This is a genomic window from Chlorobaculum sp. 24CR (assembly GCF_004118635.1).
In the GTDB taxonomy this organism is placed as follows: domain Bacteria; phylum Bacteroidota; class Chlorobiia; order Chlorobiales; family Chlorobiaceae; genus Chlorobaculum.
Genome location: NZ_SDGU01000013.1, coordinates 1 through 26974 on the forward strand (window position 1 = coordinate 1; position 26974 = coordinate 26974).

Here is a 26974-nt window from a genome sequence, read left to right on the forward strand (position 1 = left end):
TTCCCTTAGATCAGTAAAGTCAAATAACAGAACCCTTTCGGGCCTTTTTCCCCTCTCGAAACGTCGCCGTCTCAAGTGAAGGCTCCTAATGTACCATCCCAACCCCATACTTCCAAATAAACTTTCAGAAAAATCTGCTTTTTCTCAGAAAAAAGATTGTGGACACTGCGAACTGTGTGGACAGCAGTCACAAGCCTTCTTCTGTCCACACAGTCCACCAACGTCCACCAAGTCCACAAAAAAGCCCCATAAACGCCGAAAGAGCGCCTCAGCGCTCTTTCGCAATGCTCTATGGATCGGGGGTTATCCGCCCATCTCTTCTTCGCTGAGCCTTGGCAGTTCTACTTCGAGCGAGAGCTGGCGCTTGCCCTGGGCGAACTCCTTGGCGGCGTGGACGAAACCGTCGAAGAGGGGGTGCACTTTCTGCACTCGCGATTTCAGCTCCGGATGGAACTGCACGGCCACGAACCAACGATGGTTCTTCAGCTCGACAATCTCCACGAGGTCGCCGTTCGGCGAGGTTCCGGAGAAAACCATCCCCTTCTCCTCGAAAAGCTGGCGGAACTGGTTGTTGAATTCGTAACGATGGCGGTGTCGCTCATTGATGAGGAATTTGCCATAGACATCATGAGCTTTCGATCCCTCCTTGAGAATGCAGGGGTAGCTACCGAGGCGCATGGTGCCGCCCTTCTCCTTGACCTTTTTCTGGTGTTCCATGAGGTCGATGACCGAAAAACGCGCCCGTTTGTTGAACTCGGTTGAGTTGGCGTCGGGCAGGTCGCAGACGTTGCGGGCGAACTCGATGGTGGCGCACTGCATTCCGAGGCAGATGCCGAAGAACGGGATATTCTGCTCGCGCGCGTACTGCACGAAGCGCACCTTGCCCTCGATACCTCGGTCGCCAAAGCCGGGCGCGACAAGCAGGCCGCTGATCCCCTCGAAGGCGCTCGAAATGTCGAACTTCGGGTCTTCGGCGTCTTCGGCCCTGAGCATCTTAACCGACACCCTCACGTCATTGCTCGCGCCGGCGTGGACGAACGATTCGATAATCGACTTGTAGGCGTCGGGGTACTCGGTGTATTTGCCGCAGATACCGATGGTGATCTCACCATCTTTCGGATGCTTCACCTTTTCGCAGAAGTTCTTCCAGTACTCCATATTGGGTTCGCGGAACTTCTTCAGGCCAAGCTTTTTCATAACACGCAGATCGAGCTGCTCCTTGAGCAGTATGAGAGGCACTTCGTAGATGGTGTCGCAGTCGTTCAGGCCGATCACATCCTGATCGTGCACGTTACAGAAGTGGCCGACCTTGTTTTTGATCTCCCTCGACAGGGGCTTCTCGCTCCGGCAGACCAGAATGTCTGGCTGGATTCCGGTTTCGAGCAGCATCTTGACGCTGTGCTGCGTCGGCTTGGTTTTGAGTTCGCTGGCCGCCTTGATGTACGGCACGAAGGTGAGGTGGATGTTGAGCAGGTTGTGCTCACCGAGTTCGAGCTTGAGCTGGCGCATCGCTTCGAGAAAGGGCAGCGATTCGATGTCGCCGATGGTGCCGCCGATTTCGGTGATGAGCACATCGAGGCTGCCGTTCTTGGCCAGGTCGCCCATCTTCTCCTTGATTTCGTCGATCACGTGGGGAACGACCTGCACCGTGCCGCCGAGATACTCGCCGCGCCGCTCCTTGTCGATCACCGATTTATAGACGCGACCCATGGTAAGGTTGCAGGCCTGCGAGGTCGATTCGTCGAGGAAGCGCTCGTAGTGGCCGAGATCGAGGTCGGTCTCAGCGCCGTCGTCGGTCACATAGACCTCGCCGTGCTGGTAGGGCGACATGGTACCGGGATCGACGTTGATGTAGGGATCGTATTTCTGGATCGCCACGCGCAAGCCGCGGGACTTGAGCAACAGGCCCAGCGAGGCGGAGAGGATGCCCTTTCCAAGCGAGGAGATCACACCGCCGGTGACGAAAATATGCTTTACATTCTTCGGGCGCGCCATACCGTTCTAACCTTTCTGATAATTAATTGATAGCAGTTCAAATTCTTTTCCGGAGAACGCCCGGCCCTCCGGTCGATACCGTTTTACCTCTTCCGCTTCCGGCAACGCCACTGTGCGCTCAGAAATCCAGATCAATCTGGCCGTCGTCGCCAAGCGGCTCGGTCGCCGAGTCGTCGTCGCTCTTGGGCACCCGCGCCGTGCCGGAAATCCGGTCGCCCGCGTCGAGCCTGATGAGCCTGACCCCCGAGGTGTTCCGGCCCAGCACCCGGATGTCGGAAACGTGCTGGCGGATGACGATGCCGCCCGTCGTGATGATAATCAGGTCGTCTTCGTCGTTGACATCGAGCAGGCCGACCAGATGGCCGATCTTCTCGTGCGCCTTGATGGTGATGACGCCCCTCGCGCCGCGCCGGGTCATCCGGTAATCATCGACCTTGCTGCGTTTGCCGTAGCCGTTATCGGTGACGGCGAGCAGCGTGGTGTCGTTGCGCTTGGTGGTGACCATCGAAATGCAGCGTTCGTCCTCGTCGAGTGTGATACCCCGGACGCCCATCGCCGTGCGCCCCATCGAGCGAACCTCCGACTCCGGGAAGCGGACGGCGTAGCCGGAGTTTTTGGCCAGAATGATCTGGTGGTCGCCGTCGGTCAGGCGCGCCTCGATCAGCTCGTCGCCCTCCTCGATGGTGATGGCGTTGATGCCCGTCCGTCGAGGATTGGAGTACTGCATGAGATCGGTCTTCTTGACGATGCCATTGGCCGTGGCCATGATGATGAAATGCGGATCGTCGAAGTTCCTGATATTGATATAGGTTCTGATCTTCTCTCCGGGCGGCAGCTCCATGATGTTGGCCAGCGAGCGGCCTCGTGCAGCGCGTCCCGCCTCCGGAATTTCATAGACCTTGAGCCAGTAGCAGCGCCCTGCGGTGGTGAAGAAGAGGATATAGTTATGCGTGGAGGCGATGAACATGTGCTCGATAAAATCCTCGTTCTTGGCCTGCGCTCCGGCCACGCCGCGCCCGCCGCGATTCTGGCGGCGGTAGCCCGACACCGGGAAGCGCTTGATGAAGCCGTCGTGCGTAATGGTGATGACCACATCCTCCTGGGCGATCATGTCCTCGATGGAGAAGTCACCCTCCTGCGGACGAAGCTCGGTGCGGCGCTCGTCGCCATACACCTCGCTCACCTTCAGCAATTCGCTTTTGATGATCTCCATCTGCCGCGACGGACTGGCGAGAATCGATTTGAGTTCGCCGATCAGGGCGAGAGTCTGCGTGTACTCGTCGTCGATCTTCTGGCGCTCCATGCCGGTCAGACGCTGCAAGCGCATTTCGAGAATCGCCTTCGACTGCACCTCGGTGAGGCCGAAGCGCTCGATCAGGCGGCTCTGCGCGGTCGGCGCGTCGGGCGACTGGCGGATGGTGGAGATCACCTCGTCGAGATTGTCGAGGCAGATTTTGAGACCTTCGAGGATGTGCGCGCGCTTTTCGGCGGCGTTGAGGTCGTACTGCGTACGGCGCAGCACGATTTCGTTGCGGTGCCGGATGTAGTACTGCATCATCTCCTTGAGATTGAGCACTCTCGGCACGCCATCGACCAGAGCCAGCATGATAACCCCGAAGGTGTCCTGCATCGGGGTGTGCTTGTAGAGATTGTTCAGCACCACCTTGGCCACCGCGTCGCGCTTCAGCTCGATGACCAGACGCATTCCCTCGCGGTCGGACTCGTCGCGAATGTCGGCGATGCCTTCGACCTTCTTGTCGTGCACCAGCTCGACGATCTTCTCGATCAGCCTCACCTTGTTGACCTGGTAGGGAAGTTCGGTGACAATGATCGACTCGCGACCGTTCTTCTGCGTCACCTCGACCAGCGCCCTGGCCCGGATCACCACCTTGCCGCGACCGGTCAGGTAGGCCTGGCGCACGCCTTCATAGCCATAGATGATGCCGCCGGTGGGGAAGTCAGGCGCGGTAACGTGCTTCATCAGCTCCGTGATCTCGATCTCCGGATTGTCGATCAGGGCGATAATGCCACTGACCACCTCCCGCATGTTTTGCGGCGGGATGTTGGTCGCCATGCCGACCGCGATGCCCGACGCGCCGTTGACCAAAAGGTTCGGAATCGCCGAGGGAAGTACCGTCGGCTCTTCGAGCGAATCGTCGAAGTTGAGAGAGAAATCGACCGTCTCCTTGTCGAGATCCTTGAGCATCTCGCCCGCGATCGGCTTCATGCGCACCTCGGTATAACGCATGGCCGCCGGAGAGTCGCCATCGACCGAGCCGAAGTTACCCTGGCCGTCAATCAGCGGATAGCGCAGCGAAAAGTCCTGCACCATGCGCACCAGGCTGTCATAGACGGCGGTGTCACCGTGCGGATGGTACTTACCAAGCACTTCACCGACGATACGGGCCGATTTCTTGTGCGGCTTGCCCGACTGAAGACCAAGCTCGTGCATGCCGTAGAGTACGCGGCGATGCACCGGCTTCAGGCCGTCACGGACATCGGGAAGCGCTCGACTGACAATGACCGACATTGAATAATCGAGATAGGAACCCCGCATCTCCTCTTCAATGCTGATCGGCAATATCTTCTCACGCTGCATAATCGATACCCTGACTTTGAGTTACCCTGAAAAACAATGGCGTAATGTATGAAATAGGTTGAAAAACATAAAGCTCGCTCCCCTTGAGCGCGGAACAAGCTTCAGGTTTCAGACAAATCGGACGTTTCAGTTGGCTCCGGAGCGGTGACGGTCGTGACCGGCGCATCCGACCAGAGCGATTCAAGGTCATAGAATTTGCGCTCATCGGGCTGGAAAATGTGGACGACCACATCGACGTAATCGACAAGCACCCAGCGCAGCGTATCGAGACCTTCGACGTGCATCGGGCGCTCATCCTCCTCTTTGAGTTCATCGACGATATGGTCAGTTACCGCTCTGGCTTTACGCTCCGAGTCGGCGGTGATAATCACAAAAAAATCGGTCACGCTCGTCAGGCCGCGGAGATCGAGAATCTTGACCTCTTCACCCTTCTTTTCAAGCGACAACTCCGCAACTCTCCTGGCAAGCAACTCACTCATCGCCACTTCGCGGGCTTCAGGGCCGGAAGGGGCCGCATGTTCCGAACGGGACATAGATAACCGTTTTAATGATAAAAAATCGTTCAGCCGGGAAGCATTCCCGCGACTCAATATAGTAATAATGCTCTATTGACCGACTGAATTAATGAGCTTCTAACGAAATGGCAACACACCGATCATTGGCGATTGCCGGATGGCGGGAAGAGGTGGCGAAGAGGTGGTTCAGGTACGCCGCTGAACGGGCGTAAACGCCTGGCGATAGTCGGGAACCGCTCCGGCGGCGATTCCGGCAGCGCCTTCCGCAAGCGCTTTTTCCGCATGGCGAAGAAGAGAGGCGGCGCTGAAAAAGGAGGCATCGACAAGATGCGGCGCAAGCAGCGGGGACGCTTCGGCAAGAGCGGCTGACGAGCGGCTGACAACGGCGAGGCTGCCGGTGAAACCGGCAAGTCTTTCGGGCAGTTCGGAGACCATGCAACGCGAGCTTTCGAGTTCCATTAACTCGCCGTCCTCTTGAGCATAAATCGAATAAAAATACTCGTCCGCCCTCGACGGAATCACCGGCGCAATATGCTTTGCCGAGTGCTTTTCCGCCGCGACAGCAGCCATTGCGAGCAAAGTCGAAACCGGCGCGAGCGGCAGACCCGCGCCGAAGGCGATGCCCTTGGCCACGGAGAGGCCGATGCGCAGCGCGGTAAAGGAGCCGGGGCCGGAGGAGACCGCGACGCCGTCAAGTTCCGTCACCGGCAACCCAGCCTCCGCCATCGCCTGCATGACGAGAGGCACCAGCGATTCGGCGGTTTTCTGCCACTCCGCGAGACGGCGCTCGAAGACACGCCCGCCGTTGCTGACTGCGACGCTCGCAAAACCGTGAGTGCATTCGATGGCAAGAATTTTCATGAAGCCGCTTCAGGTTATGACGATTTTCCGCTGACTCTCCCCGGCTATGTCGAGCTGCACCCGGCGGGTGTAGCGCCGCTCCAGCGACGGGAAGCGCTCACCCCACTCCACCACCGAGAGGAAAGGCCCCGAAAGATAGTCGTCGAACCCGGCGGAGTCAAGCTCCTTTTCCGATTCGAGCCGGTAGAGGTCGAAGTGGTGCAGCTCGACCGGACGACCCCGCATCGCTCCTTCGTAGATATTCATCAGCGAAAAGGTGGGGCTGGAGAGCTGCTCGTCGCAGCCGAACGCCTCCGAGATGCCGCGCATGAACTCGGTTTTGCCCGCGCCGAGATTGCCGGTGAGGCAGACCACGTCGCCCGGCCTCAGCCCCGTGGCGAAACGCCGGGCGTACTCGCGGGTCTGGTCCGCCGAAGCCGACAGATACTCGCCCCTCATGCTTTTGGCTCAAGTGAGTGGAAGACCATGCCGGTCATCACTTTCGGGTAGAACCAGGTGGACTTCTGCGGCATCGCCTCGCCCGAAACGGAGACCTCGATCACCTGCTCGACTTGCACTGGCCGGAGCACGATGCCGATCTGCGCCGCACCAGACGCGACGGCGTCGAACACGTCGGCGGTTTTGCTGGCGTAGGTGAGGTTGCTCTGGCTCGCCATCGCCTCGGCGGAGATGCCAAGCATCTGGCCAAGCACCAGGTCGTGCAGCACCACGACGTCGAGGTTCTGCAACGCCACCGGCACCGGCGCCGAAAGCGCCTCCGAAGGCTTCGGATCGAGCGAGATGCCAAGCACCATGTCAGGCAGTACGATGCCGAAGGCCATTGCTGTCTCGGCGGTATCGAGAAACTCGTCGAGCGCGGCGCGGCCCGGCAGCGCCCAGACGGTGAACCAACGGTCGAGCTGGGCGATGAAGGTTTCGGGATCGAACGCTTCGATGCCGTGCACAAGCCGGTGAATCGGCAGAATCAGGAGGCCCTCGTCGTAAATGTTCGACAGATAGGTCATGATATAGTTATATGGCTCGCGCCCGGTATGTGCGGAATTCGACGCCATCCGCTCGTTGCGGTAGGCCAGGCCGGTTTCGTAGCGGTGGTGGCCGTCGGCGATATAGACCTTCAGCCCCGCAAGCACCGACTGCGCGGCGCCAATCAGCGCGGGATCGGTCACGCGCCACAGACGGTTGCGAACGCCCTGAAAAGTGGCGTCGATCAGCGGCTCGTTCTTTTCGGCAAACTCGCTGATCGCCTCGTCAACCTGGCGGGAGGGATCGGCGTACAACCCGAAGATACTGCTGATGTTCGCGCCGGTCTCGCGGAACATCTTCAAGCGGTCAGCCTTCGGGCCGGAGAGCGTCCGCTCGTGCGGCAGCACCTCGCCTTCGGCGAAGTCGTAGAGCCGAAGCGCAGCGAAGAGGCCCTTGCGGGTGCGGGTGACGCCGTGCTCGTCCTCGAAGGTCTGGAAACAGGGGTAGAGCGCCGGTTCACTGTCCTTCGCGAGGATGCCGGACTCCAGCCACGCGCGCAGCCGGAATGCGGCGGCGGCGTAGGGATCGGCCTCGGCGGGCAGTTCAAGCCGGACAGCGTTGCAATCGGAACTCTCGTACAGCTCTTGCTGCATAGCGGGAGGAATGGCGTCGTACGGCGGGCAGACGAGCCGGGAAGCATCCCCGGCAAGATCGGGGCCGTAAACGATCCCCTTGAACGGCGCAATTTCAGGCATGGGCTTTTAGCGTTTAGAGGTTAATCGGCATTCTCTCGCTGTGAAATCCAGAAATCGTTGACCCCCTCCTTGACGACGACGGAGATTTTGTTGTTCCGGCACAGTTCGAGCACGGCCAGGAAGGTCACGACCACCACGATCGCTTCGCGCAGCTCGTCGAACAGCGAGCTGAACGACACCTGCACCCGCTCCCGGAGGCGAGCCATGATGAGGGCGCTCTGCTCCTCGATCGTCACCGGCGCGTCGGTTACATTCTGCGTTCGCTCCTTCGGCATGTTGTCAAGCACCGACTGGTAGGCCAGCATCAGATGATAGAGCGTCGGACGGTTGACCGGCTCATCCAGCTCGTCGATCACCGCAGGCTCCAGCTCCTCGAAGTAGCCGCGCGAAAACATCCGCTCCCGGTCGAGCCAGAGCAGCTCCAGTTCGGAAGCACCCTCCTTGAGCTGCTTGTATTCGAGCAGGCGCTGCACCAGCTCGGTTCGCGGATCGAACTCGTCATCGTCGCCAGCCTCGGGTTCCGCGCGGGGAAGCAGCATCCGCGCCTTGATGCTCATCAGCATCGACGCCATGTAGATAAACTCGGCGGCCACTTCGAGATTGAGCCTCCGCATGGCGTGAATGTAAGCGATGAAATCGCCGGTGATTTTCGAGACCGGAATATTGTAGATGTCAAGCTCGTCCCGCTTGATAAAAAACAGCAGAAGGTCGAGGGGGCCTTCAAATTCTTCCAGACTGATGCGAAACATGCAAACCCTGTTGATGGGTGCCACGAATGGGGCCTGCCAGACAGAACGAAAAGCTTCCTGAAGGCCGCTTACCAGTCAAAGTACTGACTTTCCGTGAAATTTTTTTCAACCATGATCGGTATTTTTATCTTACAGCCTGCTGTTCACTGCAAAACCGCGCAAAACCAGATTCAATTTTTTCACGCCTCCATGAAACGCCTTACGACATCTCTCGTGCTCGTCGCTGCGGCGCTCGCCTTGCCGGGGAGGCCGTGCGCGGCGCAATCATCAGAAAGTTATTTCAACGAAGCGCAAGCGAAGCACCGCGAGGGCAATCTCAGTGAAGCGGTGCGTCTGTACTCGAAGGCGATTGAAAACGACAAGCGCGACGTCATGGCCTACCAGATGCGTGGCGCCGCCTGGCAAAAGATGCGGCAGTTCCAGTATGCGATCTATGACTACTCTATGGTCATTCAGCTTGGGGAACCCTTGTTCCGGGCCGCAGGCTACTTCAATCGCGGCGTGGTTAAAAATATGAGGGGTCAGTACGCCGAAGCCATTCCCGACTTCACCGAGGCCATCGGCATCGACCGGAAAATGGCCGCCGCATTCTTCCATCGCGCCATCGCCCGGCTCAAGACCGGCGACAGCACCGGTACGCTCCAGGATTTCATCCGCGCCGCCCGGCTCGGCGATCCTGATGCCGCCCGCTGGCTCGACGCCACTACCCCCAACTGGAAAGAGCTGAAATAGTACGCGGTATGTGGTATCGCGCGCCTGAAAAAAACACCTGGACGACAGGCTGTCTTGCGCCATCAAAATCGAGCGCACGGCCTACTTCGAAGCACAATCGGATGCGGCCATTTACCCGCCGGGTTGCGACGCTTGGCATTTCGGATCAACTGGCAGCGCGCGTCAGGGCGGCGCTGGAATCTTGCGCGATTTGAACTATCGAGATTTCGATGAAAAAGAAAAAGCCGCAAAGGAGAAATCCCTGCGGCTTTTTTTCTTGTGTGCCGTCCGTCGGCCAGACTGGCAGAAGAGCAGCGGTCAGATCGCGCTGCCTCCGCGCTCGTTGGTCCGGATTCTCACGCACTCCTCCATCGGGGTTACGAAAATCTTGCCGTCGCCGATTTCGCCACCATCATGCCTTGCGGCATCGACGATGGTATCGACGGTGATATTGACGAACTGGTCGTTGACGGCAATATCGAGACGCACTTTCGGCAAGAGGTTCGGCGCGATTTTCTGACCGCGGTAGTATTCGATATCCTCTTGGCGTCCGTGGCCGGTGACCCTGCTGACAGTAATTCTTGTAATATCAGCCTGAATCAGCGCCTCTCGAACATGATCGAGCCGGTCAGGCTGTATGATGGCGGTTATCAGTTTCATGCTTCGGTAATTAGTTAGCGTTGATAAGGCCGTATCCCTGCTCACTGTGCATACTGTGATCGAGACCGGACATTTCGTCATTCTCTGTAGCGCGCAGGCCAATGGTTTTCTCGACGATGAAAAGGATGACGAGCGACACTGCCGCCGCATAGGCAACCGTAATGCCGACGGCGGTAGCCTGTACGCCGAGCTGCTGCCAGACGCTCCAGCTCCCGCCTGCCTTGACGGCAGCTTCGGCCATCCATGACGGGCGGATAAAGAAGGTCAGGCAAAGAGCGCCGACGATACCGCCAACGCCATGGACGCCGAAAGCATCGAGGCTGTCATCGTAACCGAGCTTGCCCTTCAGCATGAGACCAAGGTAACAGACAAAGGCGGCAATGGCGCCAAGCGCGAACGCGCCGGAGGGCGGCACAACGCCTGCCGCGGGAGTGATCGCCACCAGACCGGCCAGAATGCCCGACGCCAGGCCAAGGCTGGTTGCCTTGTTGTGATGCACCAGTTCGATAATGAGCCAGGTGAACGCGCCCGATGCGGCGGCAATCTGGGTCACGGTCAGTGCGCGAGCCGTGGCAAGGTCACTGGCGATGGCGCTGCCGGCGTTGAAACCGAACCATCCCACCCAGAGCAAACCAGCCCCCACGAGGGTCATGACCAGGTTGTTCGGTGAGGTCACGTTTCTCGGATAACCCCGGCGCGAGCCGAGGAAAAGCGCCGCGACCAGGCCGGTCACGCCTGATGAGATATGAACGACCGTGCCTCCGGCAAAATCGATCGCGCCCATAGCGCCGAGATTGAACAGAAAGCCGTCGGCAGCCCAGACCCAGTGGCAGATCGGACTGTACACGAAAATGCACCACAAAGCGATAAAGAGCAGATAGCCCTTGAAATTGACCCGCTCGGCAAACGCCCCGGCAATCAGCGCCGGGGTGATGATGGCGAATTTGCCCTGGAACATGGCAAACACGTATTCAGGGATATGGCTCTCCATGATGGTATCGTCAATGCCCTGCAACATGAAATATTTTGGATTCCATCCAACCAGGCCGCCCAGAATGCCGGGGCCAAAGCTGAGCGAGTATCCGACCAGCGGCCACAGCACGCCGATGACCACCATAGCGCCAAAGCTGTGCATCATGGTGCCGATAACATTTTTTGTCCTGACAAGGCCGCCATAGAACATGGCCAATCCTGGCACCATGAGCAACACCAGCGCCGTCGAGGTCAGCATCCACGAAGTTGTGCCGGTATCGGTGAGCACAGGCTCGCCCGCCCAAACGGTACCGTGTGTCATCATCACTGCAAAAAACAGCAACAGCGCCGCACTGATTTTTTTCGCCATAACCATCTTGTTTAACGATTTCAAAACCCTAAATATTTTATGAGAGACGGCGAATTATAATTAAATATTTAAGCTTGGACAAATTATTAGGCCATTTTCTTACGAAGAGGTAGAATCAAGCGGTCATAACGACATATTTGAATTTTATCTGAGAAGAAAGGCAACGATGACCCGGCGGGAAAAAATACCAGAATACAGAGAGGAAAAACACAAAAAGAATAACCTGCTTGCGAATTATCGCAGTGAAATTATCATGCGAAAAAGTTTTTCTTTTTGAAAACGATTGTTTATTGAGGTAAATTATGGAATTATTTAGCCAGTGGTTGGCTGATCGCTTGCGGGAGAACAGGTGCTTTGGTTATCTCGTAGCGTCTCTTTTTTATCGAAGCACATGTTTCTACCGTCCCACAATGAATATTTACATTGGCAATCTGCCGTACGGCGTTACCGATGGAGACTTGCGCGACAAATTCTCCGAGTTCGGGCAGGTGCACAGCGCCAACATCATCACTGACAAATTTTCAGGCCGTTCCAAAGGCTTCGGGTTTGTTGACATGCCGAACGAAGGCGAAGCACGCGAAGCTATCGACGCCATGAATGACAAGGACTTCAAAGGCCGTACCATAAAAGTAAACGAGGCAAGACCTCGCGAACAGCGTCCGCCCAGAAGAGAGCAGTACTGAGCGCAGGGGTGCCTTGTCGCCCAATCGATGTTTCCGGCGGGCAGGCTCACACAAGAGCTTGGCCCGCTTTTTTTGTTTCAGAAACGGCTTCGGGGCAACGCGGCAAGCTGCCCTGACCGGAAGCACTCCCGTCCAGTCAAATCCCTCTTGAGACAAGATCGGCAAGCGCTTCGTGCAGGAGCGGCCAGGCAAAATGAAAATCGTGCTTTTCGAGAAACTCCGGCGATACCTTTTGTCCCTGCACGGCATAGTCAGCCCCCTCCCCCAAAAGCATCTGAACCGCCAGCTTTGGCACCGGAAACAGGGCGGGGCGATGCATCACCGAACCGAGCGCATCGGCAAACGCCTTCATGCTGACAGGATCGGGAGCAACCGCATTAACCGGCCCACTCCAGGCCGAATTATCGAGCGCTTCGAGAATGATCGATACCTCGTCATCGAGATGAATCCATGACAGGCACTGATTGCCGGAACCGACTGGCCCGCCGACAAAGTAACTGAACGGGGTCATCATCTTCTGCAACATGCCGCCCTTTGTTGAAAGCACGATGCCCGTTCTGAGAAGGAGAACTCTCACGCCGAGCTTTTCAGCCGGATGAGCCTCCTTTTCCCAGTCGAAACAGATTTTGGCGAGAAAATCCTTGCCAGGAGCAGCCGTTTCCATCAACGGGACGGTATCCTCGCACCGCTCGAATGAGCCGTAGTAACCGATAGCTGACGAAGAGACGAACACCTTTGGCTTGACCGAAGCCGAAGCCATCGCCGCCACCAGCGCTCTTGTGCCCTTGATGCGGGAGTCGTAGCAGGCCACCTTGTGCTCCTCGCTCCATCGGGTTTCGAGCAGTGGGCGTCCGGCAAGATGGATAACGGCATACGCGCCATCGATAGCCGCGCTCCACTCACCCGAAGCCATATCCGAATCCCAGCGAACATAATCCGCCGCGCCGGGAACCTTCGCCGCTGCCGATTGTGGCGAACGGGCGAAAACAACGACCTTCCGGCCAGATTTGATGAGTCGGCGCGCAACTTCGCTGCCGATCACTCCGGTAGCTCCCGTGATAACGATATGACCTTCCATGAAATCTGCGGTTTGAATGGGTGGGTGTTACTGTTCGACAGATAACCGGAAGAAACAAAGAAATAATTCCCGACCGCCGGGATTGCGGCAAAGCCGTTGCGCTCCGGCGACTGGTTGCCAAAACAGAGTGTTTGATAATTTGGCGGAATGCTCTTTTCGGAGGGGGGCAATCAGCAAGAAACAGGCCTCCATTTGCCCGGCTGATGCGGCAAATAGAGGCCTGCGGAAATGAGAGGAATCGCTACTCCACCGTCACCGATTTGGCGAGGTTGCGCGGACGATCGACGTTGCAGCCGCGAAGCGTGGCCACGTGGTAGGAGAGCAGTTGCAGCGGAATGACTGTCAAGAGCGGCAGCACCGCGGCGGAGGCCTGCGGAATGTAGATGACATCTTTGGTCAGCCGCTCGATCTCCCGGTCGCCTTCGCTGGCGATGGCGATCACCCGGCCTTTACGGCTGCGCACCTCTTCAATGTTGCTCAGAATCTTTGCGTAGGTATTGTCGCGGGTGGCGATCACGATCACCGGCATATCCTCGTCGATCAGGGCGATCGGGCCGTGCTTCATCTCGGCGGCCGGATACCCTTCGGCATGGATGTAGGAAATCTCCTTGAGCTTCAGCGCGCCTTCGAGTGCGACGGGAAAGTTATAACCCCGGCCAAGGTAAAGCGCGTTGCGGGCATCCTTGAGCTTGACGGCAATCTCTTTGATGGCGTCATTCTGCTCCAGAATTCTGGCCACCTTATCGGGCACGTCGGCCAGTTCGCGCAGGTTCAGACGAATCTCCTCATGCGAAATGGTTCGCCCCTTGCTCAACGCCATGGCCAGCATGAAAAGCACGATCACCTGGGCGGTGAACGCCTTGGTCGAGGCCACGCCCACCTCGGGGCCTGCGTGGGTGTACATGCCACACAGCGTCTCGCGCGGAATCGTCGAGCCGACCACGTTGCAGATGCCCATCACCATCGCCCCCTTCTCTTTGGCCAGCCTGAGCGCGGCCAGGGTATCGGCGGTTTCACCCGACTGGGAGATCACGATCACCACATCGTCGGCAGAGACGATCGGGTTGCGATACCGGAACTCCGAGGCGTAATCGACCTCCACCGGAATGCGGGCGAACTCCTCGATCAGGTACTCTCCGATCAGTCCGGCGTGCCAGCTCGTGCCGCAGGCGCAGATCACGATCCGCTTGGCCTGCTTGAGCCGGTCGAGATAGTCGTGAATGCCGCCAAGCTGCACCAGCCCCTCCTCGACGCGCACCCGGCCACGCATGACGTCACGCATCACCTCGGGCTGCTCGAAAATCTCCTTGAGCATGAAGTGCTCGAAACCGCCCTTCTCGATCTTTTCGAGGCTGAAGTCGAGTTCCGTCACCCTTTTTTGCTGCTCGACATTCTCGATCGTCTTGACCGTATAGTTGTCCCTGGTGACAACGGCCATCTCTCCATCCGACAGATAGACCACCTTGTTGGTGTGCTCGACAATCGGGGCGGCATCGGAAGCGATGAAAAACTCACCGTCGCCGAGGCCGATCACCAGCGGGCTGCCCTTGCGGGCCACCACAATCTTGTCCGGCTCGCGCGAGGAGACGACGCAGATACCGTACGCTCCATCAACATGCCGGAGCGCATGACGCACCGAACCTTCAAGGCCGAGCGCCAGATCGTTTTTCCAGATGCGGTCGATCAGATGAACGAGCACCTCGGAATCGGTATCGCTTTCAAACTCATAGCCCTCGGCCATCAGCTCCTGCTTGAGCGTCGAATAGTTTTCGATGATGCCGTTGTGGATCAGGGCGATGTCGTCGGAAACGTTCATGTGAGGGTGGGCGTTCCGGTCGCTCGGATCGCCGTGGGTCGCCCAGCGGGTGTGGGCGATGCCGACCGTCGCGCCGAGCATAACCGTGCCCGACACGTTCAGAAGCTCTTCGAGATTACTGACGCTGCCCTTTTTCTTGAGCATCTTCATCGAGCCGTTCAAGACCGCCATGCCGGCGGAGTCATAGCCTCGATACTCCAGGCGTTTCAAACCGTTCAGCAAGAGAGGCGCTGCTTCACGCCTGCCGATGTAACCAATGATTCCGCACATAGACGAACAATCCTTTGTAAAACGTTATTGCTGCCATCTGCCGGTCTTTCGCCCATCTGTTGAAGCCGCAAAAAACCCGCGTATTAATAGTGCTGCCCTAATATACTATATGCACACAAATTTACAGTACCTCTTTTATATCATTATGCAGCTTCGCCGCCTCGTGGCGCACCGCATCCTCGAACTCCGAGATGCTCCGAAAATCGCCCTGCGGAAAAATGAGCGCCCGGCTCACGTTGACCACCGCGCCACCGCGATCCGGATCAGCGCCCTCTTTGACCGCCTCCTGCATCGAGCCGCCCTGCGCGCCAACGCCGGGAATCAGGAAAAACAGCTCCGGAGCCTCCTGCCGAAGTTCCTGCAAGAGGCCCGCCTTGGTGGCGCCGACAACTATTCCTGCGTTCCCGTTGCGCTGCCAGCTCCGGACCCTGTCGAGCACGGCGCGGTAGAGCGGGCGGCCATCATCGAGGATGCGCTCCTCGAAATCGGCGGAGCCAGGATTGGAGGTGAGGCAGAGCACAAACACGAGCTTCTCCTCGTACTCGAAAAAGGGTTCGAGCGAATCGAAGCCCATGTAGGGAGCTACCGTGATGGCATCGAACGGCCATGCTTCGAAAAAGGCCTTCGCGTACTGCCGACTCGTGTTGCCGATGTCGGCGCGCTTGGCGTCCGCGATGCTCAGGCACTCCGGAGGAATATCCTGAAGCGTCGCTTCGAGATCGCGCATTCCGGCAAGTCCGCGCGATTCGTAGAACGCCGTATTGACCTTGTAAGCAGCGGCGTGATTGGCACTCGCCCGGATCACCGCGCGGTTGAACTCAAGCACCGGCCGCTCCATCGAGCGGAAAATCGCCGGGATTTTCGACAGCTCACTGTCGAGACCGACGCAGAGCATCGACCGGAGCGCGGCGATCCTGCTGTTCGTCTTGTTTTTTGCTGAACTCATAAATGATGGAAAAAAAGACTAAAAAATTATCGGATCAGAATCCGCATTGTCGTCAAAATATAACTGTTGATTTTCGATTGCTGAACAAAGTTCGGCCAGCGCTTGGCATTGCTGCTGCCGGTGATCGAGAAACTATTAGTCAAAAGAATATATTAATCCAACAGAGTTATGTATCTTGTGAATCCGAACAATATGGTGTATTATTTTCATATTCTGGCCCACTGGAATCCCTCTGGCTTGTAAAGTCCCTGCAAATTCCGCGCCCGAAGATCGGCAACGATCCCTATGAATCTCTTTTAATTATGAGCGTACTCGATGGCAGACAACCCATTCAAACTGAACAATCCCTATAATAACGAGCCGGAGAACAACGGATCACGGAAGCCCCGTTTTTCGATATTCTACTATATAGCGGTCATTTTACTGATTATCGGCTTTCAGCTCGCTTTTTTCTGGTCAGGCTCGACCCGCGAAATCGCCTACAGTGACTTCCGTAAACTGATCGACCAGAACAAGGTTGAATCGGTCAGGCTCGCTCCGGAAAAAATCTACGTCCAGCTTAAGGTGGACTCTCTTTCCACGGCAGCCAGCAAGCCCTCCGGGCAGAACACTCCCGCATTCCGGATGCCGGGCAAAGACTCCTCGAAAAACGAGGTAACGGTCAATCCCCTGCGGGACGAGCAACTGATTCCGCTTCTTGAATCGAAAGGCATCCACTACGAAGCCACGCCAGGCAGCGGCTGGATCAGCGAGCTGTTGCAATGGATTCTGCCCTTCGGCCTCCTCATCGGCATCTACTTCTTCATGTTCCGCAGAATGGGCGGCCCCGGCTCGCAGTTCATGAACATCGGCAAGAACAAGGCCGCGCTCTACGAGAACCTCGACGAGCACACTCGCATCACCTTCAAGGATGTGGCTGGTCTGGACGAGGCTAAGGCGGAGGTGATGGAGGTGGTCGATTTCCTCAAGGATCCGAAAAAATATACCAAGCTCGGCGGCAAGCTGCCCAAGGGCGTGCTGCTCGTCGGCCCTCCCGGCACCGGCAAGACGTTGCTCGCCAAGGCGGTCGCCGGCGAGGCCGATGTGCCGTTCTTCAGCATCAGCGGCTCGGACTTCGTTGAAATGTTCGTCGGCGTCGGCGCGGCGCGAGTGCGCGACCTGTTCAAGTCGGCCAAGGAGAAAGCGCCGTGCATCATCTTCATCGACGAAATCGATGCGGTCGGCCGCAGCCGAGGCAAAGGCTTCATGATGGGCGCCAACGACGAGCGAGAGAACACGCTGAACCAGCTCCTTGTCGAAATGGACGGGTTCGCCACCGACAAGGGGGTGATTCTCATGGCCGCCACCAACCGGGCCGACGTGCTTGACTCGGCGCTGCTCAGGCCGGGCCGCTTCGACCGGCAGATCGTGGTGGACAAGCCCGACCTGAAAGGGCGTATCGACATCTTCTCGGTGCATACCAAGAATCTCTCGCTCTCGGATGATGTCAACCTCAAGACGCTCGCCTCGCAGACCCCTGGTTTCGCCGGCGCTGAGATCGCCAACGCGGCCAACGAAGCGGCGCTTCTGGCGTCGAGGCGCGGCAAGCAGAGCATCGAAATGAAGGATTTCGAAGATGCCATCGAGCGGGTCATCGCCGGTCTGGAGAAAAAGAACAAAGTCATCAATCCGCGCGAGAAGGAGATCGTCGCCTATCACGAAGCCGGTCACGCCATCGTGAGCTGGATGATGCCGGAAAACGACCCGGTGCAGAAAATTTCGATCGTGCCCCGTGGCGTCAGCGCCCTTGGCTACACACTGAACATTCCGCTCGAAGATCGCTACCTGATGACCCGGACTGAACTGGTAGCGAGGATATGCGGTCTGCTCGGCGGGCGCATCGCCGAGGATATCGTATTCGGCGAGATTTCAACCGGCGCGCAGAACGACCTGGAGCGAGTGACCGAAATCGCCTACAACATGGTGGTCGTTTACGGCATGAGTGAAAAGATCGGCTACCTGTCGTTCCTGGAAAGCAACAATCCTTACACCGGCGGCCCCGGCATCGACAAGAAATACGGAGACGAAACGGCACGGATGATCGACAGCGAGGTCAAGGCCATTGTTGAAGCCGCCCGCAAGCAGGTTCAGCAGATGCTTTCGGACAACCGCGACAAGCTCGAAACGCTCGCCCGCGAGCTGCTCTCCAAAGAGGTCGTGCAGTACTGCCGGATCGAGGAGATTCTCGGCAAGCGTCCGGCAGACAAGTTCTCCGAACACCTCGCCCACGACTGCCACAACGGCGTCGATGTGGCGGCTCCGCAACGCCATGCCGAGCCGGAGGCGGCGGCGACCCTCCCTGAACAGCAAACGGCGACAGACCCGGAGCAGAAGGAGCTGGAAGATGCGGTCGAAAGGCTCCGGCAGTCCAGAAACCTTTCGTCGAACTGAGCGCAAGTGGCGGAAAAGCGGATTCACCTCATCGTCAGCGGTCTGGTGCAGGGCGTCGGTTTTCGTATGTTTGTCCACCGCGAAGCCTCCGCCCGCAGCCTTTCGGGATGGACTCGAAACCTGCCGGACGGTACGGTTGAAGTCGAGGCGCAGGGCAGCGCAGGGCTGGTGGACGAACTGCTCCGGCAAGCCCGGATCGGCCCGTCGCGATCCGGCGTCACATCGATCAAAGTCAGGGAAATAGAGGTCGATGCATCCGAAACGGAGTTTCGCATCCTGGCCTGAAGCTGCTGAAAGAAAAGCGGGGAAAGAAAATAGAGTGAGAGAATTGGTGGGTCCCGAGGGAGTCGAACCCCCGACCTACTGGGTGTAAACCAGTCGCTCTAACCAACTGAGCTAGAGACCCATGAAAAAGGGCTGGCAGTATAACACATTTTCACCAGATAACAAACCGAATCAGCCAATTACTCGCCGGAGCGTAAGGCGTTGTTTGTACAGCGCGCCGAAAAAGCATAAATTCAGGCCGTTTCAAATTCAGGACGCCGCCCCGAAAGGTGATGCTCCCGACCCCGAAAAGCCGGGAGAGGGCAATACGTTTTTCAGCGGTGCTTTTTTGTCCCTCTTCATGCCAATGACTACACCATGAAATCCTTATCCATTCTCGGCAGTACCGGTTCCATTGGACTCAGCACGCTCGACGTCGTCCGGCGTCACCCCGAAAGGTTTTCGATTACGGCCCTTGCCGAGGGCCACGACGTAGAAATGCTGCGCCAGCAGATCGATGAATTCAGGCCATCGCTGGTCTCGGTGCGTGATGAGGCCTCGCGTGAGCGCCTCAAGGGAATGCTCGGCGAGCACAAGCCCGAAATTCTCTGCGGCCTCGACGGAGCCACCGAGGTTGCCGCCGTCGATGGCGCCGACATGGTGGTTTCGGCCATCGTTGGCGCGGCTGGACTGGTGCCGACCGTCAGGGCTATCGAAGCGGGCAAGGACATCGCGCTGGCCAACAAGGAGACGCTCGTCGTCGCCGGTCAGCTCGTCTCCGATCTGGTCAAAAAGCACGGCGTCAAGCTGCTGCCGGTTGACAGCGAGCACTCGGCGATCTTTCAGTCGCTGGTCGGCCACCGCAAGGAGGATATCGAACGCATCATTTTGACCGCGTCGGGCGGCCCGTTCCGCAAGACCTCCGCCGAGGAGCTTAAGAACGTCCGTCCGGAGCAGGCGCTCAAACACCCGCAGTGGTCGATGGGCGCCAAAATCACCATCGACTCGGCGACGCTCATGAACAAGGGACTCGAAGTGATCGAGGCGCACTGGCTCTTCGACATGCCCGCCGAGAAGATCGGTGTGGTGGTGCACCCGCAGAGCATCATCCACTCGATGGTGGAGTATATCGACGGCTGCGTCATCGCCCAGCTCGGCGTGCCGGACATGCGCGCGCCCATCGCCTACGCCCTCGCCTGGCCGGAGCGCTGCGAAACAGGCATCGGCAAGCTCGACCTCTCGAAAGTCGCCACGCTCACCTTCGAGGAACCCGACATGGAGCGCTTCCCGGCGCTGCGCCTGGCCTTCGACGCCCTCAAGGCCGGCCAGACCTGGCCAGCGGTGCTGAACGCCGCCAACGAGATCGCCGTCGCGGCCTTCCTCGACAAAAAAATCGGCTTCACCGCCATTGCCGACACCGTGGACAAAACCATGCAGGCGCACGAAGCGTGGACTCCGGTCACGCTCGAAGAGTACCTTCAGGCAGACCGCTGGGCGCGCGAAACGGCAAAACAGCTTATCGGATAATTCCGGGCAAAACATCAAGAAACAACCGGTTGAACCGCACCCATTATGGAGCTACTGAGCACGATTTTCTACTTTATCATCGCAATCTTCATTCTCGTCACGGTCCACGAATTCGGGCACTTCATCACGGCGAGGATGTTCGGGATGCGGGTTGACCGGTTTTTCATCGGCTTCGACTTCTGGGGCATCAAGCTCTGGCAGAAAAAGATCGGCGATACCGAATACGGCATCGGAGCGTTTCCGATCGGCGGTTACGTCAAGATCGCCGGCATGATCGACGAAAGCATGGACACCGACCACGTGACCGAAGAGGTCAAGCCCTGGGAGTTCAGGGCCAAACCGGTCTGGCAGCGCCTCGTCGTGCTGGCGGGCGGCGTCGGCATGAACATGGTACTGGCCGCGGCCATCTTCATCGGCATCACCGGCATGTTCGGTGAATCACGCACCGCCATCAGCACTCCGGCTTACATCGAGCCGAACTCGGTATTCGCCGGGATGGGCATGAAGAGTGGCGACCGGCTGGTAGCCGTCAACGGCCAGAAGCTTCAATACTGGGAAGAGGCGCTCGATCCCGAACATCTCGCTTCCGGAAAGCTGCAATACACCGTCGAGAGGAACGGAGAGGTGCTGACGCTCACGGCTCCCAAAGACATTTTATCGAAGCTCAACGACAACCAGGCGCTCGGCATCCGGCCCGCCATGCCCCCGGTCATCGACCAGGTGCTGAACGGCGATCCGGCCTCGATAGCCGGCATCCAGCCGGGTTCGCTCATCACCGCCATCAACGGCGCACCCGTCACCGACTGGTCGCAAATCGTCGCTATCATCTCCGCGAGCGCGGGCAAAAAGCTCACCATCACCTGGATGCATCTGAAAAGCGCGACCGACGAGCCGCTGAATGCCGAACTCATCGGTAAAAACGGCGAGACCTTCACCACCGTGGTAGTGCCAAACAGCTCCGGCAAAATCGGCATCTCGCTCAAGCCGACCATCGAGAGCGAACGGATCAGCCTGTCGGCTCCGCAAGCCATATCGAGCGGCCTGAACCAGACCTGGAAAGCCACCGCGCTGACCGTGCAGGGATTCGGCAAAATCTTCAGCGGCAAGGAGGACTTTCGCAAATCGGTCGGCGGCCCGATCAAGATCGCCCGCATCGCCAACCAGAGCGCCGAAGAGGGGCCGACGAGCTTCATGTACTTCGTGGCCATGCTCTCCATCTCGCTGGCCTTCATCAATATTTTGCCCATTCCGGCGCTTGACGGAGGGCAGTTCGTGCTCAACGCCATCGAAGGCATCATGGGCAGGGAGATTCCGTTCGAGATCAAGATGCGTATTCAGCAAGTCGGCATGAGCCTGCTCTTGATGCTCTTCGCCTACTTCATGATAAACGACCTCCTGAACCCCTGATTCCGGCGGCGACGCGCAACCATGTTTGACAAGCTTCAGTCCATCAAGGACAAATTCCAGACCATCGAGCAGCAGCTCTCAGACCCGGAGGTGGTCTCCGACCAGAATCGCTTCAGGAGGCTGAACAAAGAGTACAGCGGCCTGAAGGAGATCGTGCGAGCCTACGACGACTGGAGCCGCGCGAAACGGCAGCTCAACGAGGCGCTCGCGATGCAGAAGAATGAGGAGGATGCGGAGATGCGCGCGCTCGTCGAACAGGAGGCCGCCGAACTTCAGGAGCGCTTGCCAGAGCTTGAGCAGCAGCTCAAAATCCTGCTCCTGCCGAAGGACGAGGCCGACAGTCGCAACGCCATCATCGAAATCCGCGCCGGAACCGGCGGCGACGAGGCGGGGCTGTTCGCCGCCGACCTCATGCGCATGTACCAGCGCTACGCCGAGCGGCGGGGCTGGAGCTGCCAGACGCTCGACGTGAGCGAAGGCTCAGTGCCCGGCAGCCTCAAGGAGGCGGTGCTCGAAGTAAGCGGCCACGACGTCTATGGCATCCTCAAGTTCGAGAGCGGCGTGCACCGCGTACAGCGCGTGCCGGAGACCGAAACACAGGGGCGCATCCACACCTCGGCGTCGAGCGTCGCCGTCCTGCCGGAGGCCGAAGAGGTGGACGTGGAGATCCGCAAGGATGACTTGCAGATAGACACCTTCCGCAGCGGCGGCAAGGGGGGCCAGAACGTCAACAAGGTCGAGACCGCCGTCCGGATCACGCACGTGCCTTCGGGCATCGTCGTGGCCTGCCAGGAGGAGCGCTCGCAGCTCCAGAACCGCGAGCGGGCCATGAAAATGCTGCGCGCCAGGCTCTACGACATCCAGATCACCGAGCAGCAGCAAAGCCGCGCCGACCTGCGCCGCTCGATGGTGACCACCGGCGACCGGAGCGCTAAAATCAGAACCTACAACTTTCCGCAGTCGAGAGTGACCGACCACCGCATCGGCTTCACCAGCCACGCTCTGCCGCAAGTCATGCAAGGCGAACTCGACCCGCTCATCGAAGCGCTGCGAATGCACGACCAGGCCGAACGATTACAGGCCGAAACCGCCTGAGCGCACTCCCCGTGATACCGCCGACGCATGTGCGCAATTTTGCCGGGAAGTCACTATATTTTCATGGTTCGCACTGATTGCGACCCACGGAGCGAATCGGCTCATGCCGACCACCTGACCATTTTTTACAACCAAAGGATACCAGATCGCTCATGCGTCGATCACGCACGAGCCGGAGATAACGATATGCTGGAAATGACCGCCACAGGCAAAAGCAAAGGTCAATGGGTATTTTACCGAAACTTCGACGATACCGTTGACTATCTCTCCGACCAGCCGAGAATTCTGGCCTTCAACCCGTTCTGCCACAAAGTCGAGCCGCTCGACCGCGACGATGCCTACCGCTGGCACTTCCGCGTCACCGATCCGCAGAACAACCCGTTCGACGTGATCTTCAACATCCAGCAGGAAAACGAAATCCTCGTCGATCTGCCCGACGAAGTCGCCTCGATGGACCCCGAAGAGATGAGCGACGAAATGATCCGCCAGTTCACGGTGGGCCGCAAAATCATCTGGCGGCCCTTGTCGCAGAACAAAACCTTCGCCATGCCCGACAAGTACCTCTTCGAGGGCAAAGTCGCCGCCGACATGCTGATCGCGCCTATGCAGCAAGAGCGGACAAGGGTCGATTTCGACCTCCGGGTCAACGTCGCGTTTCTGCTCTATCCGGCCTTCCGCATCGTGCCGGAAAAGGTGGTGCGCACCATGGTCAGCACCGGCATGTCGCTCATCATGCAGACGGCGACCAACCACATGTTCCAGAAAATCTCGAAAGATTTCGGCAAGATCCGCAAGCTCTGAGGCAGCCCAGTTAACCGCCACAACGACCATCGCCAGTGACTAAAGAGTCGCAACAGGTATCGCCGCTCCGCCGGTTTTCGGCCTCGATCATCAGCGTGGCGCTCCTGATCGTTTCGGGCACCTCCGGTTACATGTACCTCGAACACATGAACCTGCTCGACGCCCTGTACATGACGGTCATCACGGTGGCGACGGTCGGCTTCAGCGAAGTGCGCCCGATGGACGATGTGGGCAAGATTTTCACGATGGTGCTGATCGTCAGCGGCACGGGCATCTTTTTCTTCACCCTGACCAATGTGGCCGTCTTCTTCGTTTCGGGCGAGTGGAAGGAGCATTGGGAACTACAACGCAATGAACGCATGCTTCGGAAACTGAACGACCATTTCATCATCTGCGGGTACGGCCGCCTGGGGGGAAGCGTCGCCGAAGAGCTCCGGACGAAGTCGATCCCCTTCGTGGTGATCGACAACGCGATCGACAACGTGCTCCGCGCCCGTGACGAGGGGTTCCTGGCCATCAAGGGCAACGCCGCCGACGAAGAGGTGCTGGCCGATGCCGGGTTGCACCGGGCCAAAGGCCTGATCGCCGCCGCGGGCAACGATGCCGAAAATGTTTTCATCGTCCTGACAGCCCGCAACCTCAAGCCGAACCTGTACATCGTGGCGCGGGCGGACTGTGACGAGTCGGAGAGCAAACTCCGCAGGGCGGGCGCTGAAAAGGTGGTAATGCTCTACCGCTCGGCGGGCAAGCGCATGGCCAACCTCCTGACCGAACCCGAACTCGAAGAGTACCTCGACGAGCTGAGTGACGCGGGTAACCTCAACCTCAGAATCGCCCAGTGTCTGGTCGCTGAAAAATCGCCGCTTGTCGGCAAATCGTTTCAGGAGGTCGATCTGTACAACAACCACCGCATCAACGTGGTCGGCTACAAGCTGCCGGGCGGCGAGCTGCACACCACGCCGCGCCCGGCGGAGATCATCCAGAAAAACGGCACGATCATCGTCATCGGCCAGGGCGGCGACCTCGAAATGCTCAACAAGCTGGCCCAGGGAGAAGAGAAAAAATGACGAACCTGCACGAACTCGCAGAATCGCGAAAGAGCGTCCGGGGCTACGACCCGAATCGTCCGGTCGCGCCGGAGATGCTCGAACGGGTGCTCGACGCCGGGCGGCTCGCGCCGTCGGCAAAGAACCTCCAGCCGTGGAAATTCCTGCTGGTCAGCTCGCCAGGGATGCTGGCGGAAGTCCGCTCCTGCTACGAGCGCGACTGGTTCGCCGAAGCGCCGCACATCCTGGTCGTCACCGGCGACCGCGAGGCCGCGTGGGTGCGCCCGTCGGACGGCTGGAACTCGCTCGAAACCGACCTCGGCATCGCGATGGATCACCTGATTCTCGGCGCGCACGACGAGGGGCTGGCCACCTGCTGGATTTCCGCCTTCGATCCGGCGAAGCTGCGCGAAGCGCTCGGCCTCGACCCAACCGGAGAGGTGTTCGCCATCACCCCGCTCGGCTACGCCTCCGCAGACGCGCCGACGCGCCCGAAAAGCCGCAAGCCGCTCGACGAAGTCGTCCGTTACCTTTAAACCGGAAACACCTTATGACAACGCGCCATGCCGCAGCCATCACCCTTTCGTTGCTGCTCACCATACCGGCAGCGCCAACGCTTCAGGCGAAGCCTTCCGCGATTCCCGTCTCCAGCGGCAACATCGAGAGCGACGCGCTGCTGCCCGCCAGCATCCGGCTCGACAACGTCATGGTGACGCCGGACATTGTTTATTCGACGCAGACTGGCTACCGCCCGCTGCTGCTCGATCTGTACCGGCCCGGCGGCGAAACGTCGCGCCCGCTCGTCATTTTCCTCCATGGCGGAAGCTGGACGACCGGCTCCAAACGTGAGGCGGCGCACTTCGCCGACTTCCCCGCCGTACTCGCAACGCTGGCCGAACGCGGCTTCGCGGTCGCCTCGGTGGACTACCGGTTGAGCGGCGAAGCGCCCTTTCCGGCAGCATTGCAGGACGTCAAGGCGGCCATCCGCTTCCTTCGGGCCAACGCCTCGAAGTACGGTATCGATCCGGATCGCGTCGCCGTCTGGGGCGCATCGGCAGGCGCGCATCTTGCCGCCATGAGCGCGTTTACGGGCGAAGATATGGAGTTCGATCCGCCCGGCATGGAGAACACCGGAGAGTCCGACCGCGTGCAGGCCTTCGTCGGCTGGTACGGCCCGTACGAGATGGAGGCCATGTTCAAACAGGCCGCTGCTGCGCCCACGCAGCCGAGCGAGCCTGCCGCGATTGACACCGCCGGGCCGCTCCGCTTCTTCGGGTGCACCACGGCAGGCTGCCCGCCCGGCCTGATCGCCAAGGCCAGCCCGGTCAACTATGTGGACAAAAACGATCCGCCGACCCTGCTCATCCACGGCAGCGCCGACGCCACGGTGCCCCCGGCACACTCCGTCGAACTGAACAAACGCCTCAAAGCGGCAGACGTCAACACAAAGCTCATCATCATCGACGGCGTCAGCCACGACTGGAGCGGCAAAGACCAGCAAGCCACCGCCAATGCCTCGCGCAAAGCCCTCGCCGCCACCTTCGACTGGCTGGAAAAAACGATGCTGAAGGGAAAGTGATCGGCGAGATTTAGAAGAAAAGACTAAAAAAACAGAAGGGACGAAAAGGACAAGCAAGAAAACGCAGCGATGAACCCCCCCCGCCCTTTGGCGCTTCGCCTCTGAAGCCGGGCATTGGGGTCATGCGCTCGCGGATGCCGCCCTGTTCGAGGAAATCGTTTTTCAAGGCTTGCACTTGCACCATTGGTCAGCTTCAGCTCCGTCTCCTTTGATATTCCCAAAGCCATGTTTCCCTCGATGATATTCTGCTTCCCGGAACGGGCCACCATAAAAGCGCCGTGTAAAAGAGACGGTTGCGTCATCAACAATCTCGGACTTTTGATAAGAGGGCATAGGCATAAATTTTTGTTATCCATTTCCGCCCCTTCAGTCATTTCCGTCCTTTCTGTCTTTTGCCTCTTTTTTCCACCTCTGCAACGGACAGCATCGACAGCTCTTTGACAATCTCCCCCCTCGACCTCATGATCGCCGCCCGCGCCGACGCCATCGACGCAACGCTCGTCACCAGAGACAAAGCCTTCGCCCGCATCCCGGACGGCCTCACCGTCAAGAGCTGGACCGACGGCAATGGGTGAACGCCAAACGCCAAGCCACGGGGCTCTCGAACAGTCCTGCCGCAACCTGCTCAGTATCATATTTTTTAGATTTTTCGGAAACCATCTCGAATCACCTTCGCAATGAGGCTACGGCGCTGTTTCAAGAATTCTTCGTACGTCATCAAATGCCAATTCTCTGACAATGCGTGCCAGTATCGAACAGATTTCCATTCATCATCCGTGTAGCGGCCCTTGAATCTCTATGGGATATATTCCCCGAAGCTCTGCTTCGTTAAAGATAAAAGTGTAATAATTGAGCACATATATTCATAAAAGTCATAATGTA

General features: G+C 58.6%; 27 protein-coding genes and 1 tRNA gene. 14 read left to right on the forward strand and 14 right to left on the reverse strand.

All coding sequences use genetic code 11. The features are described 5' to 3' along the window. Positions 1-303: 303 nt before the first annotated feature. The 7 genes from EST62_RS03100 to EST62_RS03130 all read right to left on the reverse strand — a co-directional run bounded on the left by EST62_RS03100 (position 304) and on the right by EST62_RS03130 (position 8437). The gene (locus tag EST62_RS03100; RefSeq protein WP_129050647.1) at positions 304-1995 is read right to left on the reverse strand and encodes a CTP synthase; all 1692 of its coding nucleotides are present in this window, start codon (positions 1993-1995) and stop codon (positions 304-306) included. A gap of 118 nt (positions 1996-2113) precedes the next feature. After that, on the reverse strand, positions 2114-4594 hold the full coding sequence (gene gyrA, locus EST62_RS03105) for a DNA gyrase subunit A (RefSeq protein WP_129050649.1): 2481 nt from the start codon (positions 4592-4594) through the stop codon (positions 2114-2116). A gap of 101 nt (positions 4595-4695) precedes the next feature. After that, positions 4696-5127 carry a ribosome silencing factor gene (gene rsfS / locus EST62_RS03110; protein ID WP_167599146.1) on the reverse strand — a complete coding sequence of 144 codons (432 nt, stop codon included), beginning with the start codon at positions 5125-5127 and terminating at the stop codon, positions 4696-4698. Positions 5128-5295: 168 nt separating this feature from the next. Then, a complete protein-coding gene (gene tsaB, locus EST62_RS03115; RefSeq protein WP_129050651.1) occupies positions 5296-5970 on the reverse strand; it encodes a tRNA (adenosine(37)-N6)-threonylcarbamoyltransferase complex dimerization subunit type 1 TsaB in 675 nt (224 codons plus the stop codon). Between the two features lie 9 nt (positions 5971-5979). Then, the gene (gene tsaE / locus EST62_RS03120; RefSeq protein ID WP_129050653.1) at positions 5980-6408 is read right to left on the reverse strand and encodes a tRNA (adenosine(37)-N6)-threonylcarbamoyltransferase complex ATPase subunit type 1 TsaE; all 429 of its coding nucleotides are present in this window, start codon (positions 6406-6408) and stop codon (positions 5980-5982) included. Further along, the gene (locus EST62_RS03125; RefSeq protein WP_129050655.1) at positions 6405-7688 is read right to left on the reverse strand and encodes a DUF1015 domain-containing protein; all 1284 of its coding nucleotides are present in this window, start codon (positions 7686-7688) and stop codon (positions 6405-6407) included. The genes tsaE and EST62_RS03125 overlap by 4 nt, the downstream gene beginning before the upstream one ends. A gap of 20 nt (positions 7689-7708) precedes the next feature. Continuing rightward, the gene (locus EST62_RS03130) at positions 7709-8437 is read right to left on the reverse strand and encodes a ScpA family protein (RefSeq protein WP_129050656.1); all 729 of its coding nucleotides are present in this window, start codon (positions 8435-8437) and stop codon (positions 7709-7711) included. Positions 8438-8626: 189 nt separating this feature from the next. Here EST62_RS03130 and EST62_RS03135 point away from each other — a divergent pair, with 189 nt between their 5' ends. Beyond that, entirely contained in the window at positions 8627-9169 is a 543-nt protein-coding gene (locus EST62_RS03135) for a tetratricopeptide repeat protein (RefSeq protein ID WP_129050657.1), read from the forward strand. A 297-nt stretch (positions 9170-9466) separates the two neighbouring features. Here EST62_RS03135 and EST62_RS03140 read toward each other — a convergent pair whose 3' ends face one another. Together EST62_RS03140 and EST62_RS03145 are read right to left on the reverse strand one after the other, a co-directional pair. Then, positions 9467-9808: a P-II family nitrogen regulator gene (locus tag EST62_RS03140; protein ID WP_129050658.1), complete on the reverse strand. Its 342-nt coding sequence runs from the start codon at positions 9806-9808 to the stop codon at positions 9467-9469. 10 nt (positions 9809-9818) lie between these two features. Next, positions 9819-11150 (reverse strand): ammonium transporter, encoded by a 1332-nt coding sequence (locus EST62_RS03145; protein ID WP_129050660.1) that lies wholly within the window; start codon positions 11148-11150, stop codon positions 9819-9821. 410 nt (positions 11151-11560) lie between these two features. Here EST62_RS03145 and EST62_RS03150 point away from each other — a divergent pair, with 410 nt between their 5' ends. Then, the gene (locus EST62_RS03150) at positions 11561-11833 is read left to right on the forward strand and encodes an RNA-binding protein (RefSeq protein WP_129050662.1); all 273 of its coding nucleotides are present in this window, start codon (positions 11561-11563) and stop codon (positions 11831-11833) included. Positions 11834-11969: 136 nt separating this feature from the next. Here EST62_RS03150 and EST62_RS03155 read toward each other — a convergent pair whose 3' ends face one another. From EST62_RS03155 to pyrF, 3 genes are all read right to left on the reverse strand, one after another. Beyond that, the gene (locus tag EST62_RS03155; protein ID WP_129050663.1) at positions 11970-12911 is read right to left on the reverse strand and encodes a TIGR01777 family oxidoreductase; all 942 of its coding nucleotides are present in this window, start codon (positions 12909-12911) and stop codon (positions 11970-11972) included. A 241-nt stretch (positions 12912-13152) separates the two neighbouring features. Then, positions 13153-14997, reverse strand: coding sequence for a glutamine--fructose-6-phosphate transaminase (isomerizing) (gene glmS / locus EST62_RS03160; RefSeq protein WP_129050665.1), 1845 nt, complete (start codon positions 14995-14997; stop codon positions 13153-13155). Positions 14998-15118: 121 nt separating this feature from the next. Continuing rightward, positions 15119-15943: an orotidine-5'-phosphate decarboxylase gene (gene pyrF, locus EST62_RS03165; RefSeq protein WP_129050666.1), complete on the reverse strand. Its 825-nt coding sequence runs from the start codon at positions 15941-15943 to the stop codon at positions 15119-15121. Positions 15944-15948: 5 nt separating this feature from the next. Between pyrF and EST62_RS03170 the strand changes: the two genes are divergently transcribed. Genes EST62_RS03170 through EST62_RS03180 form a run of 3 tightly spaced genes read left to right on the forward strand, consistent with a single transcriptional unit; the run spans position 15949 to position 18658 of the window. Continuing rightward, the gene (locus tag EST62_RS03170; protein WP_167599147.1) at positions 15949-16296 is read left to right on the forward strand and encodes a hypothetical protein; all 348 of its coding nucleotides are present in this window, start codon (positions 15949-15951) and stop codon (positions 16294-16296) included. Then, positions 16259-18373 carry an ATP-dependent zinc metalloprotease FtsH gene (ftsH, locus tag EST62_RS03175; protein ID WP_129050668.1) on the forward strand — a complete coding sequence of 705 codons (2115 nt, stop codon included), beginning with the start codon at positions 16259-16261 and terminating at the stop codon, positions 18371-18373. The genes EST62_RS03170 and ftsH overlap by 38 nt, the downstream gene beginning before the upstream one ends. Before the next feature lie 6 nt (positions 18374-18379). Continuing rightward, a complete protein-coding gene (locus tag EST62_RS03180; protein ID WP_129050669.1) occupies positions 18380-18658 on the forward strand; it encodes an acylphosphatase in 279 nt (92 codons plus the stop codon). 44 nt (positions 18659-18702) lie between these two features. Here the strand turns inward: EST62_RS03180 and EST62_RS03185 are convergent. Continuing rightward, positions 18703-18779, reverse strand: a tRNA-Val gene (locus EST62_RS03185). Between EST62_RS03185 and EST62_RS03190 the strand changes: the two genes are divergently transcribed. The 8 genes from EST62_RS03190 to EST62_RS03225 all read left to right on the forward strand — a co-directional run bounded on the left by EST62_RS03190 (position 18780) and on the right by EST62_RS03225 (position 26092). Further along, positions 18780-19019: a hypothetical protein gene (locus tag EST62_RS03190; RefSeq protein ID WP_129050670.1), complete on the forward strand. Its 240-nt coding sequence runs from the start codon at positions 18780-18782 to the stop codon at positions 19017-19019. Then, the gene (locus EST62_RS03195; RefSeq protein ID WP_129050671.1) at positions 19016-20164 is read left to right on the forward strand and encodes a 1-deoxy-D-xylulose-5-phosphate reductoisomerase; all 1149 of its coding nucleotides are present in this window, start codon (positions 19016-19018) and stop codon (positions 20162-20164) included. The genes EST62_RS03190 and EST62_RS03195 overlap by 4 nt, the downstream gene beginning before the upstream one ends. Positions 20165-20209: 45 nt before the next feature. Beyond that, the gene (gene rseP / locus EST62_RS03200) at positions 20210-21571 is read left to right on the forward strand and encodes an RIP metalloprotease RseP (RefSeq protein ID WP_129050672.1); all 1362 of its coding nucleotides are present in this window, start codon (positions 20210-20212) and stop codon (positions 21569-21571) included. Positions 21572-21592: 21 nt separating this feature from the next. Next, complete coding sequence (gene prfA, locus EST62_RS03205; RefSeq protein WP_129050673.1) at positions 21593-22666, forward strand: peptide chain release factor 1; 1074 nt, start codon at positions 21593-21595, stop codon at positions 22664-22666. A gap of 186 nt (positions 22667-22852) precedes the next feature. Beyond that, a complete protein-coding gene (locus EST62_RS03210; protein ID WP_129050674.1) occupies positions 22853-23467 on the forward strand; it encodes a DUF1997 domain-containing protein in 615 nt (204 codons plus the stop codon). Between the two features lie 35 nt (positions 23468-23502). After that, positions 23503-24534, forward strand: a complete 1032-nt coding sequence (locus EST62_RS03215) for a TrkA family potassium uptake protein (protein WP_129050675.1) — start codon at positions 23503-23505, stop codon at positions 24532-24534. Beyond that, complete coding sequence (locus EST62_RS03220) at positions 24531-25049, forward strand: nitroreductase family protein (RefSeq protein ID WP_129050676.1); 519 nt, start codon at positions 24531-24533, stop codon at positions 25047-25049. Before EST62_RS03215 ends, EST62_RS03220 begins: the two co-directional genes overlap by 4 nt. Before the next feature lie 14 nt (positions 25050-25063). Then, positions 25064-26092: an alpha/beta hydrolase gene (locus tag EST62_RS03225; protein ID WP_129050677.1), complete on the forward strand. Its 1029-nt coding sequence runs from the start codon at positions 25064-25066 to the stop codon at positions 26090-26092. 10 nt (positions 26093-26102) lie between these two features. Here EST62_RS03225 and EST62_RS13370 read toward each other — a convergent pair whose 3' ends face one another. After that, entirely contained in the window at positions 26103-26276 is a 174-nt protein-coding gene (locus EST62_RS13370; RefSeq protein ID WP_167599148.1) for a hypothetical protein, read from the reverse strand. A 253-nt stretch (positions 26277-26529) separates the two neighbouring features. On the opposite strand from EST62_RS13370, the gene EST62_RS13375 reads away from it, so the two are divergent. After that, positions 26530-26667 (forward strand): type II toxin-antitoxin system VapC family toxin, encoded by a 138-nt coding sequence (locus EST62_RS13375; RefSeq protein ID WP_167599149.1) that lies wholly within the window; start codon positions 26530-26532, stop codon positions 26665-26667. Positions 26668-26974 lie beyond the last annotated feature (307 nt).

What these genes read in the sequence shown, in the direction of transcription:
- EST62_RS03190 (WP_129050670.1), top strand. Translation starts at nt 18,780, where the DNA reads ATGAAAAAGGGCTGGCAGTATAACACATTTTCACCAGATAACAAACCG.
- EST62_RS03195 (WP_129050671.1), top strand. Translation starts at nt 19,016, where the DNA reads ATGAAATCCTTATCCATTCTCGGCAGTACCGGTTCCATTGGACTCAGC.
- EST62_RS13370 (WP_167599148.1), bottom strand. Translation starts at nt 26,276, where the DNA reads ATGGTGCAAGTGCAAGCCTTGAAAAACGATTTCCTCGAACAGGGCGGC.
- EST62_RS03135 (WP_129050657.1), top strand. Translation starts at nt 8,627, where the DNA reads ATGAAACGCCTTACGACATCTCTCGTGCTCGTCGCTGCGGCGCTCGCC.
- ftsH (WP_129050668.1), top strand. Translation starts at nt 16,259, where the DNA reads ATGGCAGACAACCCATTCAAACTGAACAATCCCTATAATAACGAGCCG.
- glmS (WP_129050665.1), bottom strand. Translation starts at nt 14,997, where the DNA reads ATGTGCGGAATCATTGGTTACATCGGCAGGCGTGAAGCAGCGCCTCTC.
- tsaB (WP_129050651.1), bottom strand. Translation starts at nt 5,970, where the DNA reads ATGAAAATTCTTGCCATCGAATGCACTCACGGTTTTGCGAGCGTCGCA.
- rseP (WP_129050672.1), top strand. Translation starts at nt 20,210, where the DNA reads ATGGAGCTACTGAGCACGATTTTCTACTTTATCATCGCAATCTTCATT.
- EST62_RS03170 (WP_167599147.1), top strand. Translation starts at nt 15,949, where the DNA reads ATGGAAAAAAAGACTAAAAAATTATCGGATCAGAATCCGCATTGTCGT.
- EST62_RS03100 (WP_129050647.1), bottom strand. Translation starts at nt 1,995, where the DNA reads ATGGCGCGCCCGAAGAATGTAAAGCATATTTTCGTCACCGGCGGTGTG.
- EST62_RS03140 (WP_129050658.1), bottom strand. Translation starts at nt 9,808, where the DNA reads ATGAAACTGATAACCGCCATCATACAGCCTGACCGGCTCGATCATGTT.
- EST62_RS03225 (WP_129050677.1), top strand. Translation starts at nt 25,064, where the DNA reads ATGACAACGCGCCATGCCGCAGCCATCACCCTTTCGTTGCTGCTCACC.
- EST62_RS03210 (WP_129050674.1), top strand. Translation starts at nt 22,853, where the DNA reads ATGCTGGAAATGACCGCCACAGGCAAAAGCAAAGGTCAATGGGTATTT.
- EST62_RS03155 (WP_129050663.1), bottom strand. Translation starts at nt 12,911, where the DNA reads ATGGAAGGTCATATCGTTATCACGGGAGCTACCGGAGTGATCGGCAGC.
- EST62_RS03145 (WP_129050660.1), bottom strand. Translation starts at nt 11,150, where the DNA reads ATGGCGAAAAAAATCAGTGCGGCGCTGTTGCTGTTTTTTGCAGTGATG.
- EST62_RS03220 (WP_129050676.1), top strand. Translation starts at nt 24,531, where the DNA reads ATGACGAACCTGCACGAACTCGCAGAATCGCGAAAGAGCGTCCGGGGC.
- pyrF (WP_129050666.1), bottom strand. Translation starts at nt 15,943, where the DNA reads ATGAGTTCAGCAAAAAACAAGACGAACAGCAGGATCGCCGCGCTCCGG.
- rsfS (WP_167599146.1), bottom strand. Translation starts at nt 5,127, where the DNA reads ATGTCCCGTTCGGAACATGCGGCCCCTTCCGGCCCTGAAGCCCGCGAA.
- gyrA (WP_129050649.1), bottom strand. Translation starts at nt 4,594, where the DNA reads ATGCAGCGTGAGAAGATATTGCCGATCAGCATTGAAGAGGAGATGCGG.
- EST62_RS03130 (WP_129050656.1), bottom strand. Translation starts at nt 8,437, where the DNA reads ATGTTTCGCATCAGTCTGGAAGAATTTGAAGGCCCCCTCGACCTTCTG.
- EST62_RS03125 (WP_129050655.1), bottom strand. Translation starts at nt 7,688, where the DNA reads ATGCCTGAAATTGCGCCGTTCAAGGGGATCGTTTACGGCCCCGATCTT.
- tsaE (WP_129050653.1), bottom strand. Translation starts at nt 6,408, where the DNA reads ATGAGGGGCGAGTATCTGTCGGCTTCGGCGGACCAGACCCGCGAGTAC.
- prfA (WP_129050673.1), top strand. Translation starts at nt 21,593, where the DNA reads ATGTTTGACAAGCTTCAGTCCATCAAGGACAAATTCCAGACCATCGAG.
- EST62_RS03150 (WP_129050662.1), top strand. Translation starts at nt 11,561, where the DNA reads ATGAATATTTACATTGGCAATCTGCCGTACGGCGTTACCGATGGAGAC.